At 69.0% G+C, this 12,376-nt stretch carries 12 protein-coding genes and 2 tRNA genes; 10 read left to right on the top strand and 4 right to left on the bottom strand.

Annotation, left to right across the window (positions count from 1 at the left end):
* The first annotated feature begins 32 nt into the window (after window positions 1-32).
* From IU476_RS19730 to IU476_RS19740, 3 genes are all read left to right on the top strand, one after another.
* Window positions 33-521, top strand: coding sequence for a winged helix-turn-helix transcriptional regulator (locus IU476_RS19730; RefSeq protein ID WP_195102196.1), 489 nt, complete (start codon window positions 33-35; stop codon window positions 519-521).
* A 93-nt stretch (window positions 522-614) separates the two neighbouring features.
* Window positions 615-827 (top strand): cold-shock protein, encoded by a 213-nt coding sequence (locus tag IU476_RS19735; protein WP_195102198.1) that lies wholly within the window; start codon window positions 615-617, stop codon window positions 825-827.
* Window positions 828-1,377: 550 nt separating this feature from the next.
* Window positions 1,378-1,584, top strand: a complete 207-nt coding sequence (locus IU476_RS19740; RefSeq protein ID WP_195102200.1) for a cold-shock protein — start codon at window positions 1,378-1,380, stop codon at window positions 1,582-1,584.
* Between the two features lie 64 nt (window positions 1,585-1,648).
* On the opposite strand, the gene IU476_RS19745 is transcribed toward IU476_RS19740, so the two are convergent.
* Window positions 1,649-2,764 (bottom strand): alkaline phosphatase family protein, encoded by a 1,116-nt coding sequence (locus IU476_RS19745; protein ID WP_228824001.1) that lies wholly within the window; start codon window positions 2,762-2,764, stop codon window positions 1,649-1,651.
* Between the two features lie 252 nt (window positions 2,765-3,016).
* Here IU476_RS19745 and serA point away from each other — a divergent pair, with 252 nt between their 5' ends.
* From serA to IU476_RS19760, 3 genes are all read left to right on the top strand, one after another.
* Window positions 3,017-4,615 carry a phosphoglycerate dehydrogenase gene (gene serA, locus IU476_RS19750; protein WP_195102203.1) on the top strand — a complete coding sequence of 533 codons (1,599 nt, stop codon included), beginning with the start codon at window positions 3,017-3,019 and terminating at the stop codon, window positions 4,613-4,615.
* Between the two features lie 542 nt (window positions 4,616-5,157).
* Window positions 5,158-6,165 (top strand): 3-isopropylmalate dehydrogenase, encoded by a 1,008-nt coding sequence (locus IU476_RS19755; RefSeq protein WP_195102205.1) that lies wholly within the window; start codon window positions 5,158-5,160, stop codon window positions 6,163-6,165.
* Between the two features lie 92 nt (window positions 6,166-6,257).
* Window positions 6,258-6,857 carry a Uma2 family endonuclease gene (locus IU476_RS19760; protein WP_195102207.1) on the top strand — a complete coding sequence of 200 codons (600 nt, stop codon included), beginning with the start codon at window positions 6,258-6,260 and terminating at the stop codon, window positions 6,855-6,857.
* A 113-nt stretch (window positions 6,858-6,970) separates the two neighbouring features.
* Here the strand turns inward: IU476_RS19760 and IU476_RS19765 are convergent, their stop codons facing one another.
* Window positions 6,971-8,158 carry an MFS transporter gene (locus tag IU476_RS19765; protein WP_195102209.1) on the bottom strand — a complete coding sequence of 396 codons (1,188 nt, stop codon included), beginning with the start codon at window positions 8,156-8,158 and terminating at the stop codon, window positions 6,971-6,973.
* Window positions 8,159-8,338: 180 nt separating this feature from the next.
* On the opposite strand from IU476_RS19765, the gene IU476_RS19770 reads away from it, so the two are divergent.
* The 4 genes from IU476_RS19770 to IU476_RS19785 all read left to right on the top strand — a co-directional run bounded on the left by IU476_RS19770 (window position 8,339) and on the right by IU476_RS19785 (window position 11,029).
* On the top strand, window positions 8,339-9,112 hold the full coding sequence (locus tag IU476_RS19770; protein ID WP_195102211.1) for a fumarylacetoacetate hydrolase family protein: 774 nt from the start codon (window positions 8,339-8,341) through the stop codon (window positions 9,110-9,112).
* A 14-nt stretch (window positions 9,113-9,126) separates the two neighbouring features.
* Window positions 9,127-10,587: a glutamate--tRNA ligase gene (gltX, locus tag IU476_RS19775; RefSeq protein WP_195102213.1), complete on the top strand. Its 1,461-nt coding sequence runs from the start codon at window positions 9,127-9,129 to the stop codon at window positions 10,585-10,587.
* A gap of 169 nt (window positions 10,588-10,756) precedes the next feature.
* Window positions 10,757-10,828: transfer RNA gene (locus tag IU476_RS19780), tRNA-Gln, on the top strand.
* Between the two features lie 128 nt (window positions 10,829-10,956).
* Window positions 10,957-11,029 (top strand) — tRNA-Glu (locus IU476_RS19785).
* Between the two features lie 44 nt (window positions 11,030-11,073).
* Here the strand turns inward: IU476_RS19785 and IU476_RS19790 are convergent.
* Window positions 11,074-11,571 (bottom strand): pyridoxamine 5'-phosphate oxidase family protein, encoded by a 498-nt coding sequence (locus tag IU476_RS19790; protein ID WP_195102216.1) that lies wholly within the window; start codon window positions 11,569-11,571, stop codon window positions 11,074-11,076.
* A gap of 63 nt (window positions 11,572-11,634) precedes the next feature.
* Window positions 11,635-12,336, bottom strand: a complete 702-nt coding sequence (locus IU476_RS19795) for an IclR family transcriptional regulator (protein ID WP_195102218.1) — start codon at window positions 12,334-12,336, stop codon at window positions 11,635-11,637.
* Window positions 12,337-12,376: the final 40 nt, after the last annotated feature.

A 12,376-nucleotide genomic window follows, 5' to 3' on the forward strand; every position in this document is an offset into this window, starting at 1 on the left:
CAACCAGTTCGTCGAGACGGAGGTGAGCGATCGTGCAGGCACGCTCGGGATGTCCCATCAACGCCACGATCGAGGTGATCGGTGACAAGTGGACGATGCTGGTGCTGCGGGACGTCATGTTCGGCAACCGGCGGCACTTCCGGGAGCTGCTGGCCGGCTCCGAGGAGGGCATCGCCTCCAACATCCTCTCCGACCGGCTGAAACGGCTGGTCGCGGCCGGTCTGCTGAGTCGCGAGGACACGCGTCCGGGGCAGAAGGCCGAATACCGCCTCACCGAGCCGGCCATTCAGCTGGTGCCGGTGATGGCGCAGCTGGGCAGCTGGGGCCTGCGGCACCGCCAGACCACCGAGCGGCTGCGCGTGCGCGCGGAACTGCTGGAGGAAGGCGGGCCGCGGCTGTGGGAGGAGTTCATGGACGAACTGCGCGAATCACACCTGGGCATCCCGCGTCCCGCCGCGGCCGGTCCGGCGCCTTCGGAACGGCTGCGCGAGGCCTACGAGCGCGCCGTGGCGAACGGCTGACCGCGCGCCGTCGGCAACGCGCCGGGCCCGCTTGGACTCTCGCCGCTGACCTCGTTATCGTCTGCCTGGCTCGTAGGCGAGAAGGTAAGTGGGATGGCGCACGGCACGGTCAAGTGGTTCGACAGTAAGAAGGGCTTCGGTTTCATCACCGCCGACGACGGTGGCCCGGATGTCTTCGTCGACTACGCCGAGGTCGAGGGCGTCGGGTTCCGATCGCTCGAGGAGGGCCAGTGGGTGGAGTTCGAAATCCGCCGGGCCAAGGCGGGCCCCGAGGCGCGGGGTGTGCGGGTGCTGCGCGGCCGATAGGTGTGGCCTGGCGCACATTTTGGCGATTATGTCGCTCGAGTCACTTTCCAGCAAATCTGGATAACGGTTGTTTATCTAGGTCGTATATACCGGTTGTCAGCCAGTTCGACTGGGATTCGCAAAGGAGAGTTATTCAATGATCCCCGTTATCATCGACACCGGTAGCGCCGCCCTGAACGGCCTGTGGGACACCTTCGGCGCCGCCTTCCACGGCCTGATCGACACCCTGTGGACCGGCTCGTTCGGGGGCTGACCTCGTACGATGGTCGTGTTGATCGACCCTGGGCCCGGCCTCGGACGCTAAGCGTCCGAGGCCGGGCCATTTTCGTCGGAAACCGGCTCCGACGTCCGGAAGTGCGGCCTCCGCGCCAATCACGGTGCGATAACGTCGCGGTGAACCGGATGTTGTGGACGATCTCGCGGCGTGACCGCAAACACTGTCCGCACCGGACCGAGGGTGGCGAGGCCGCCGGGGTGATGGCAATGTGGACGAGTGAGACCGAGGCGGCCGTAAGGTTGGTCGGCTCGGCTCGTCAACAGAAGGTATGAAATGGCGCAAGGCGTAGTTAAGTGGTTCAACAGCGAGAAGGGCTTCGGCTTCATCGCGCAGGAAAACGGCGGCCCCGATGTGTTCGTGCACTACTCGGCGGTCTCCGGGTCGGGCTTCCGCTCCCTCGATGAGGGTCAGCGTGTGGAGTTCGAGATCGGCCAGGGCCAGAAGGGCCCGCAGGCCCAGGGCGTCCGCGTAATCGCGTGACCTGACCCCACCGACTTGCCAAGGGCCCCGCGCCGTTTCGGTGCGGGGCCCTTGCGCGTTCGGATCAGTCGTCGCGCGAACCGGCGCCGACCTTGCAGCCGGCGTCGGCCGGAAACGGCAGTGCCGCAAGGCGAGTGGTCGCGGGATCGGCGGGGTGGCCGATCACCGGAGTGTGCGGCGGCGCGACCTTCGGATCGCCGGATCCGCCCGCGCGCAAGGACTTTCCGTCCAGCCCGGGCGCCACGGGCAGGCCGAGCAGGTCCAGCACCGTCGGGGTGACATCGATCAGCGAGTAGCCGTTGTAGTTTCGGCCGCCGGTGAAGTCCGGTCCCCACGCGATCACGAAACTGGCTGTCTCGTAGGCGGTCTGGCTGCCGTGTCCGCCCTCCGGTTTGTGGCCGTGGTCGGTGGTCACCAGGATCGTCCAGCGCTCCTCGGGGTGCTCTTCCGAGCGCGACCGGACCGCGTCGGCGATCCGGCCGACCAGCACGTCGACCCGGCTGATCGCGTCCCGGTAGGCCTGCGGATTGCTCGCGCGCAGCCGGTGACCGGCGATGTCGACCTGGTCGAAGTGGGTGAACACGAAGTCGGTGCCGTCGGCGACCGCGCGGACCGTCTCGGCGGCGGTCGCGGTGTCGATGTCGGCCTCGCAGCCGTAAGTGCCCAGGGGATTGGCGCCGGTGGTGAGGACGGTGTCGGCGTGCGGATCGCCCAGGCGCGCGATCATCGAGATGGTGTCCCAAGTCGCGATCGACGCTGTACGCCGTTGTGGCGCAGCGGTTTTGATCCGGTTGAACACCGTGGGGAAGCGGCTCAGACGTTCGGGGGAGCAGGAGTCGCCGTTGTCGCAGACGCCGGTGCGGGTGTCCCACACCCCGGTCAGCACCGCCGACCAGGACGGGCACGACACCGTCGTGTGCGGGGCGATCGAGTACCGGCTGAGGGTGCCCTCCGCGGCCAGGCGCTGCAGATTCGGCGTGATCGCGGCGAGCAGTTCGCTGTAGAGGCAGCCGTCGATCCCGATCACCGCCACCTTGCCGGTCGCGGGCGCGGCCCCGGCCCGCGGCAGCGAAGCGCCGGTGACCAGCGCCGCGAAGGATGTCACCAACAGTGCCGAACACGTACGCCGCGTGATGACCATGATCACACCATGACCGCCGAAATGCCCGCCGACCAGCATGTATGCCAAGGTTTCGCGCAACCCTCACGCGGCCGACGGACCCGGTTCACCCCGTTCACGCACCGGACGCGCGGTGGTCATGCTGCGCGTAAGTGCGGGAGGGACACACTGGTGGGAGCCGTCGGAGAGGTGGCGAATGGGATCGCGGCGTACTGACGGCACCCGCCTACCGGGCGGTACCCCGGCCCCGAAACCGGCACATTAAGCTGGGCGGCGGTAAATGCCGATCCTCTTCCCCAGGAGTGCCCCACAGTGAGCCAACATGGCCGTCCGGTAGTTCTGATCGCCGACAAGCTCGCCCAGTCGACCGTCGATGCGCTCGGTGACGGTGTCGAGGTTCGCTGGGTCGACGGCCCGAACCGACCCGAACTGCTGGCCGCGGTGCCGGAGGCGGACGCGCTGCTGGTGCGCTCGGCCACCACCGTCGACGCCGAGGTGCTCGAGGCCGGGAAGAACTTGAAGATCGTCGCCCGCGCCGGTGTCGGCCTCGACAATGTCGACGTGCCCGCGGCCACCGAGCGCGGCGTCATGGTCGTCAACGCGCCGACCTCCAACATCCACACCGCCGCCGAGCACGCCGTCACCCTGCTGCTCGCCGCGGCCCGCCAGATCCCGGCCGCCGACGCCACGCTGCGCGAGCACACCTGGAAGCGCAGCAAGTTCAACGGCGTCGAGATCTTCGGCAAGACCGTCGGCGTGGTCGGCCTGGGCCGCATCGGCCAGCTGTTCGCCGCGCGCCTGGCCGCGTTCGAGACCAAGATCATCGCCTACGACCCCTACGTGTCGCCCGCGCGCGCCGCGCAGCTGGGCATCGAGCTGGTCTCGCTGGACGAACTGCTCCAGCGCGCCGACCTGATCTCGGTGCACCTGCCCAAGACGCCGGAGACCAAGGGCCTGCTCTCGCAGGAGAAGCTGGCGCTGACCAAGCCGGGCGTCATCATCGTCAACGCCGCCCGCGGCGGGCTGATCGACGAGCAGGCGCTCGCCGACGCCATCACCTCCGGCCACGTGCGCGCCGCCGGCATCGACGTGTACGAGACCGAGCCCTGCACCGACAGCCCGCTGTTCGAGCTGCCGCAGGTCGTCGTCACCCCGCACCTGGGCGCGTCCACCTCCGAGGCGCAGGACCGGGCCGGCACCGACGTCGCCAAGTCCGTGCTGCTGGCGCTGGCGGGTGAATTCGTGCCGGGTGCGGTGAACGTGACCGGCGGCGCGGTGGGCGAGGAGGTCGCGCCGTGGCTCGAGATCGTGCGCAAGCAGGGCGTGCTGCTCGGCGCGCTGGCCAGCGAGCTGCCGGTCAGCCTGGAGGTCGTGGTGCGCGGCGAGCTGTCCTCGGAAGACGTTGCGGTGCTGAAGCTTTCGGCGCTGCGCGGCATCTTCTCGGCGCTGGTCGAGGACCCGGTCACCTTCGTCAACGCGCCGCAGCTGGCGCAGGACCGCGGCATCGAGGCGTCGGTCTCCACCGTGTCGGAGAGCCCGTCGCACCGCAGCCTGGTCGACCTGCGCGCGGTGTTCGGCGACGGCCGCACCCTCAACGTCGCCGGCACCCTGACGGAGCCGCAGCAGGTCCAGAAGATCGTCAACATCAACGGCCGCAACTACGACATGCGCGCCGAGGGCCTCAACCTGGCCATCCTCAACTACGACGACCGTCCCGGCGCGCTGGGCCGCATCGGCACCAAGCTCGGCGAGGCCGAGATCGACATCCAGGCCGCGCAGCTGAGCCAGGACATCGACCAGGAGGGCGCCACCGTGGTGCTGCGCGTCAACAAGGACGTGCCGGCGGACGTGCAGGCCGCGATCGCCGAGGCCGTGGGCGCCGCCAAGGTAGCCCAGGTCGACCTGAGCTAGCTTCCGCGTCCGCAGCGCTCCCGTCATTCCGGCCTGCGTGCGCAGCGCCCTTCCTCACGGCTTGCGTGCGCAGCGCCCCCGTCATTCCGGCTTGCGTGCGTAGGCCCCTTCTTCACGGCTTGCGTGCGCAGCGCCCCGTCATTCCGGCATGCTTTTAGCCGGAATCTACTGGTGGATCCCGGCCAAAAGCATGCCGGGATGACGAGGCACGGCCGGGGATGACGGGGGCGGCCGGGATGACGGGGGACGGCCGCGGATGACGGGGAGCGGCCGGGGACGACGAGGGACGGCCGGGGACGGCGGAGGCCGGATTTCGTCACCTGACGATGTGTCGGCAGGTTGTCCCCCCACCCCACGGCAGCTCGAATTCCACTATGCGGGACCGGCTTGCCCTGGTGGGCGGGCTGATTCGGGCACCGGATAGGGTGGCGATGCTCGCGAGCCCGGCCGCCGCCGGTGCGCGCGAAGTCGGGTGCGGGCTGGCCGAAGCCCACCGCCGAGAACGCTTGTCCGGCGCACGAACGAAACGGAGCCGTAGTCCTATGAAGCTGGCTGTCATCCCCGGTGACGGAATCGGGCCCGAGGTCATCGCGGAGGCGCTGAAGGTGCTCGACGCGGTCGTGCCCGGCGTCGAGCAGACCCACTACGACCTGGGCGCGAAGCGGTATCACGCGACCGGCGAGGTGCTGCCGGCGAACGTGCTGCCCGAGCTGAAGCAGCACGACGCCATCCTGCTGGGCGCCATCGGCGACCCGTCCGTGCCGAGCGGCGTGCTCGAGCGCGGCCTGCTGCTGCACACCCGCTTCGCGCTCGACCACCACGTGAACCTGCGGCCGTCCAAGCTGTATCCGGGGGTCACCAGCCCGCTCGCGGGCAACCCGGACATCGACTTCGTGGTGGTGCGCGAGGGCACCGAGGGTCCCTACACCGGCACCGGCGGCGCGATCCGGGTGGAGACCCCGCACGAGGTCGCCACCGAGGTCAGCACCAACACCCGCTTCGGCATCGAGCGCGTGGTCCGCTACGCCTTCGCCAAGGCGCAGCAGCGGCGCAAGCACCTGACCCTGGTGCACAAGACCAATGTGCTCAGCTTCGCCGGTTCGCTGTGGCAGCGCACGGTCACCGAGGTCGGCGCCGAATACCCCGAGGTCGAGGTCGCCTACCAGCACATCGACGCCGCGACCATCCACATGGTCAACGACCCGGGCCGCTTCGACGTGATCGTCACCGACAACCTGTTCGGCGACATCATCACCGACCTGGCCGCCGCGGTCTCCGGCGGTATCGGCCTGGCCGCCTCCGGCAACATCGACGCCTCGGGCACCAACCCGAGCATGTTCGAGCCGGTGCACGGCAGCGCCCCCGACATCGCCGGCCAGTCCAAGGCCGACCCCACCGCCGCCATCCTCTCGGTCTCCCTCCTGCTCAACCACCTCGGCCGCACCGACGAGGCCACCCGCATCGAATCCGCCGTAGCCAAGGACCTCGCCTCCCGCACCGGCACCGCCTCCACGGTCGAAATCGGCGACCGCATCGCCGCCGCCGTGTAAGACCATCGGGCTCTGCTGCCATACTCGGATAGCATCGCTTCGATCGAACTAGCATCGATACAGTCGCTGACCACACGAAATCGGAGACGGGTATGACAGCGGAGAACTCCACCTACGCTGCTGGCTTCGGGCCCTACACCGTCCTCGATCTGCACGATCTCCCGGAAGACGGCAAGGGTTTCGAACTCGAGGACGGGTGGCTGATCGAAGTGGCGGCGGGGGCTCGGCACAACTGGATCGCGCGACGGTTGGCGAGAATTATCGAGGCGGCCGGCGGCGATTCCGTCGTAGCGCTGGACGGTGGGGAATGGGAGGTGAGCACTCCTGGTGGGGTTCGCAAACCTGATGTTGCCGTCGTGCCCAAGGATCTCGCGCGGGCAGTGGTCCTCGATCAATCGCCGAGGCTGATTCCGGGCCCGGAGCTGTTGCTGGTGGTCGAGGTCGTTTCACCCGGTAGCGGCAGCGAGCGTACCGACCGAGTGCGGAAGGTGCGCGAGTATGCCGGGCTGGGTATCCCCGAGTATTGGCTCGTGGAGCATCAACCGGCCGTTCGCATCCACCGTGCTCGGTTGGACGGTGCTTCCTACCATTGGGAGCCTGCTGTCGATGAGGGAACCGAGTTCGCAGCGGATGTGGAGTGGGACAAGCCGTTTCGAGTCGTGTTCGATCCGGCGGCGTTGCTGGACATATGATCTCGCGACGGCGCGCGTGAGATCGGTTCGGTGACAACGCACTTCACACCCGTCATCCGCACGCACGTTCGTGCTGAAATCGGGTACTGGACCGTGCGGGTTGCCGGTCGCGGTCAGGCGACCTTCGCGTGGCGGGCGAGGGGGACCAATGGGATTGCGGCGGTGGCTATTACGGCTGTGACCGCGTAGGTGGCGGGGAAGCCGGAGGCGGTGATGAGGGCGCCGAACAGTGGGGCGATGGCGGCGGAGGCCAGGTTCTGGCCGGTGTTCTGGATGCCCAGGCCGCGGCCGCTCCAGTAGGGGCCCGCGATCTCGGCGACGGCGGTGAAGGCCAGGCCGTTGTCGGCGACGGTGATGACCGAGGCGGCCACCAGGATCGGGATCGCGGCCCACCACCAGTGCAGCCAGGACGCAAACGCCAACGCGCCCATGGAGATCGCGGCCGCGACCGCGACGGTGCGCAGCGGGCGCAGGCGGCTGCCGACCCGGTCCGACCAGACGCCCGCGCCGATGCGACCCGCCGCGCCCAGCAGCTGCGAGCACGTGACCAGAACGCCGGCCGCCGTCAGCGACAGGCCGACGTCGCGATGCAGCCACAGCAGCGCGAACGTCCACACGGTGGCCTGCGGGACGACCAGCAGCACCGACACCAGGTGAATCCGCCACAGCGTGGTGTCGCCGCGGTACGGGTTCGCGGGGCGCTCGCCGCCGGAGATCTCCGGGCGCGGCGGGTCGATGATGCCGATCGCGCAGCCCACCGCGGCCAGGCCCGCCATCGCGGCCGGAATCGCGATCGCGGTAGAAAAGCCGTGTGCCGCAGCGGCGGCCGGGATCGTCAGGGCGCCCACCGCGACGCCCAGCGGCTGCGCGGTCTGCCGGATCCCCATCGCCAGACCACGCTGATTCGGCGGGAACCAGCCGACGATCACCCGGCCGCTGGCGCCGTTGGTCGAGCCCGCGCCCATGCCCGCCAGGAACAACAGTGCCCCCAAAGCGACGTAGTTCGTGACCATGGCGGCGGCCGCCCCGGCCACGCACATCACCACCGGCCCGGCCACCAGTACGGCACGCTCGCCGACCCGGTCGACCGCGTAGCCCCACGCGATCAGCGTGCAGACCAACCCGACCGTGGGCATCGCCACCAGCAGACCCGCTGTGGCCAAAGGCATCCCGCGGTCGGTCAGCGCGGGCAGCAGGAACGGGGTGCCGTGCACGATGACGGCGCTCGAGCTCTGCGCGAAGACGCCGAGGGCGAGCATGATCCACCGGCGGGTCGCGTGCAGCTGGGTCGCGGCGGTCATGGCGTCACCTCGGAATCTCAAATATTGGGAACACAGTCCTACTGTGTGAACACGCCTTCACGGTACACCGCCGCGCCCGGCCGTATCCACCGCCCCGGCGCCCCGCGCGAAACCCCGCCCGTCCGCGCAGGCAGACCACCCGGTCGGGCCCATACCACGAGGTGGATAGACTGTCGAGCCATGCGCCTAGGTCGAGTTGCCAGTCCCGAGGGAGTCGCGTTCGTCAGCATCGAGGGATCGAGTTCGGACGGAGTGGCGAAAGAGATCGCCGAGCACCCGTTCGGCACGCCGACGTTCACCGGCCGCAGCTGGCCGCTGCCCGATGTGCGGCTGCTCGCCCCGATCCTCGCGAGCAAGGTGGTGTGCGTCGGCAAGAACTACGCGGCACACGCCCAGGAAATGGGCGGCGAGGCCCCGGCCGAACCGGTCATCTTCCTCAAGCCGAACACCTCGATCGTCGGCCCGAACGTCCCGATCGTGCTGCCGCCCAGTTCCTCTCAGGTCGACTACGAGGGCGAGCTCGCCGTCGTCATCGGCCGGCCGTGCAAGGACGTGCCCGCCGCGCGCGCCCGCGACGTGATCCTCGGCTACACCGTCGCCAACGACGTTACCGCCCGCGACCAGCAGCGCCACGACGGGCAGTGGACGCGCGGCAAGGGGTACGACACCTTCTGCCCGCTGGGGCCGTGGATCGAGACGAGCCTCGACCCGGGCGATCTGGAAATCACCACCGAACTCGACGGCGAGGTGCGCCAGCGCAGCCGGACTTCGCTTCTCCTGCACGACATCCCGAAGCTGATCGAATGGGTCACCACGGTGATGACGCTGCTGCCGGGTGACGTGATCCTCACCGGCACACCGGAAGGTGTAGGACCGATGCAGGATGGGCAAACCGTCTCCGTGACGGTAGAGGGCATCGGCACCCTCACCAATCCCGTTGCCGCCAAACGCTGATCGAGAGAAGGAACATGTCTGACGTACGGGTCCGTTTCTGCCCGTCGCCGACCGGCACGCCGCACGTCGGCCTGATCCGGACGGCGTTGTTCAACTGGGCCTACGCCCGCCACCACGGCGGCGCCTTCGTGTTCCGCATCGAAGACACCGATGCCGCACGCGATTCCGAGGAATCCTATGCCGCGCTGCTGGACGCGCTGCGGTGGCTCGGGCTCACCTGGGACGAGGGCCCGGAGGTCGGCGGACCCTACGGGCCGTACCGGCAGTCGCTGCGGCGTGAGATTCATCTCGATGTGGTGCGGCGTTTGCTGGCGGCCGGGGAGGCCTACGAATCCTTCTCCACGCCAGCGGAAGTCGAGGAGCGCCACCGGGCCGCCGGCCGCGACCCGAAGCTGGGTTACGACAACTTCGACCGCGACCTGACGCCCGAGCAGATCGCCGCCTACAAGGCGGAGGGCCGCGGGGCGGTGGTCCGGCTGCGGATGCCCGACCACGACCTGTCCTGGAACGATCTGGTGCGCGGCGAAACCACCTTCAAGGCGGGCACGGTGCCCGACTTCGCGCTGACCCGGGGCACCGGCGATCCGCTCTACACGCTGGTGAATCCGGTCGACGACGCGTCGATGAAGATCACCCACGTGTTGCGCGGCGAGGACATTCTCTCGTCGACCCCGCGGCAGCTGGCGCTGTACGAGGCGTTGCAGCGGATCGGGGTCGCGGAGTTCACGCCGCAGTTCGGGCATCTGCCGTTCGTGATGGGGCAGGGCAACAAGAAGTTGTCCAAGCGTGATCCCGAGTCGAATCTGTTCGTCCACCGCGACCGCGGATTCATCCCGGAGGGTTTGCTGAATTACCTGGCTTTGCTGGGTTGGAGCCTCACCGACGACCGCGACGTCTTCTCCATGACGGAGATGGTCGAGGCCTTCGACATATCGAAAGTGAATTCGAATCCGGCGCGCTTCGACCAGAAGAAGGCGGACGCGATCAACGCCGAGCACATTCGTTTGCTGGAACCCGGTGATTTCGCCCACCGACTGCGCGAGTACCTGACCGCACAGGGACACATCGGCGCGGAAGTGGACGAGAGCCTTTTCGCAACCGCCGCGGAGTTGGTACAGACCCGGATCGTGGTACTCGGCGACGCTTGGGATCTGCTGAAGTTCCTGTTCGTTCCGCCGGCCGAGTTCGCTGTCGACCCGGCCGCGGCGGAAAAGAATCTGGGCGCCGACGCGGCCCCCGTGCTGCGCGCCGCCATCGCCGCGCTGGAGGGCGTTTCGGACTGGTCGGCGGTCGCACTGGAAAGCGCGCTGAAAACGGCTCTGGTGGACGATCTGGGGCTCAAACCGCGCAAGGCCTTCGCGCCGGTGCGAGTCGCGGTGACCGGATCGCACATCAGCCCGCCGCTGTACGAGTCGCTGGAGTTGCTCGGGCGCGAGCTGACGATGCAACGGCTGCGCGCGGCCGAGGCGGCGTAGCGCGGTGCGGGCGCGGCGGTCCGACGACCGGCCGCCGCGCCGAACCGCCCCCGAAATACGGCCGCTGAGCTGCTGATTTGTAGTTTTCCGGGAGGGGTTTGGTAATCTTTCTCTCGGCCCGGAACGAGGTCCTCTCCCCGCCAGGGAGTCGGCTGAAAGCCCAGGTCATTGGGGTATGGTGTAATTGGCAACACAGCTGATTCTGGTTCAGCCATTCTAGGTTCGAGTCCTGGTACCCCAGCGGAGCATGCCACTCCGGCTCGGTTCGCGGCCGCAGCGGAACGCATGTGGTGAATTTGGTTCACCGGGCTCCGGCCGGTTAAGCTGGCCGAGCCTCCTCGGAGGCCTCCCCTCGCGGAGACCATTCCTGGCCCCGTCGTCTAGCGGCCTAGGACGCCGCCCTCTCAAGGCGGTAGCGCGGGTTCAAATCCCGTCGGGGCTACTGAAACCCTCCAGCTCACGGCTGGAGGGTTTTCTCGTTCTCGCTCAGGCCTGCGGCCAGGTGCTGCCGCCCGGAGGCAGCTCGGGCAGGCCCAGCTTGCGGTGGTCCCAGCTGCGGGTGCGCTCGGGCACCACGCGGATCGCGACGCGCTTGTTCAGCATCGCCTCCACCATCGGGCGGACCTCCTCGCTGTAGGGCCCGGTGTAGCGCTCCCAGACGCTGACGCCGACCCGGAACAGCGCCTCGGCGTCGTCCACGATCTCCGCCCGGCCCTCGATCGAGACGCCGCGCAGCTGGTCGTAGGTGTCGCCGGCCTCCACGAGCACCGTCACCCGCGGGTCGCGGCGGATGTTGACCGCCTTCTGCGACTTGGCCTTCGTCTCGAACCAGATCGCGCCGTCGACAAGCCCGTACCACATGGCGGTCAGGTGCGGCAGGCCCGACTTGCCCAGCGTGGCCAGCGTGATGATGCGGCTGTGCTCCAGAAACTCGGCGATCTCCGCGTCGGACATCACGATCTGCGCGCGTTGATTAGCTCCCATGGGCCGACTCTACTTTACGGCGTATGGCCTGCGTCACTGCCTCGGAGCGGCTCGTGGGAGGCCTCAGAGCCGCTTGTGCAGGGCGTCGGCCGCGGCCACCAGGTCCGCCGCCCACCGCGCGCCCGGCCGGCGGCCCATCCGGTCGATCGGGCCCGACACCGACACCGCCGCGACCACGGCCCCGGACGCGTCCCGCACGGGCGCGGAGACGCTGGCCACCCCGGCCGCGCGTTCGGCGGCGCTCTGCGCCCAGCCGCGGCGGCGGACCTCGGCCAGCGCCCGCTCGCCGAAGACCGCGTCGGTCAGCACGCCGCGTTGCAGTTCCGGATCTGCCCAGGCCAGCAGCACTTTGGCGGCCGAGCCCGCGGTGAGCGGGAGCCGCGCGCCCACGGGCACGGTGTCGCGCAGGCCGGAGGTCGGCTCGAGCGCCGCGACGCAGACGCGCGAATGGCCGTCGAGCCGGTAGAGCTGCACGCTCTCGCCGGTGATCTCGCGCAGCCGGGGCAGGATGGCGTTCGCGGCGTCCAGCAGCGGATCCGCCGCGGTGGTGGCCAGTTCGGACAGCGCGGGACCGGGCCGCCACAATCCGTTGACGTCGCGGGCCAGCATGCGGTGCACCTCGAGCCCCACCGCCAGCCGGTGCGCGGTGGCGCGGGGCAGGCCGGTGCGGGTGCACAACTCGTTGAGGCCGCAGGGCTGCTCGGCCACGGCGTAGAGCACGGCCATGGCTTTGTCGAGCACCCCGATGCCGCTATGCTGTCTCATAGAACGATACTAGCGTCTCGCATACTGAGAAGCGCAAATC

It is taken from the genome of Nocardia blacklockiae (genome assembly GCF_015477355.1).
Classification (GTDB): domain Bacteria; phylum Actinomycetota; class Actinomycetes; order Mycobacteriales; family Mycobacteriaceae; genus Nocardia; species Nocardia blacklockiae.

Coding starts and splice junctions, on each gene's coding strand:
- IU476_RS19795 (WP_195102218.1), bottom strand. CDS start 12,336: ATGAGACAGCATAGCGGCATCGGGGTGCTCGACAAAGCCATGGCCGTG.
- IU476_RS19790 (WP_195102216.1), bottom strand. CDS start 11,571: ATGGGAGCTAATCAACGCGCGCAGATCGTGATGTCCGACGCGGAGATC.
- IU476_RS19765 (WP_195102209.1), bottom strand. CDS start 8,158: ATGACCGCCGCGACCCAGCTGCACGCGACCCGCCGGTGGATCATGCTC.
- IU476_RS19770 (WP_195102211.1), top strand. CDS start 8,339: ATGCGCCTAGGTCGAGTTGCCAGTCCCGAGGGAGTCGCGTTCGTCAGC.
- IU476_RS19745 (WP_228824001.1), bottom strand. CDS start 2,764: ATGCTGGTCGGCGGGCATTTCGGCGGTCATGGTGTGATCATGGTCATC.
- IU476_RS19740 (WP_195102200.1), top strand. CDS start 1,378: ATGGCGCAAGGCGTAGTTAAGTGGTTCAACAGCGAGAAGGGCTTCGGC.
- gltX (WP_195102213.1), top strand. CDS start 9,127: ATGTCTGACGTACGGGTCCGTTTCTGCCCGTCGCCGACCGGCACGCCG.
- IU476_RS19755 (WP_195102205.1), top strand. CDS start 5,158: ATGAAGCTGGCTGTCATCCCCGGTGACGGAATCGGGCCCGAGGTCATC.
- IU476_RS19760 (WP_195102207.1), top strand. CDS start 6,258: ATGACAGCGGAGAACTCCACCTACGCTGCTGGCTTCGGGCCCTACACC.
- IU476_RS19735 (WP_195102198.1), top strand. CDS start 615: ATGGCGCACGGCACGGTCAAGTGGTTCGACAGTAAGAAGGGCTTCGGT.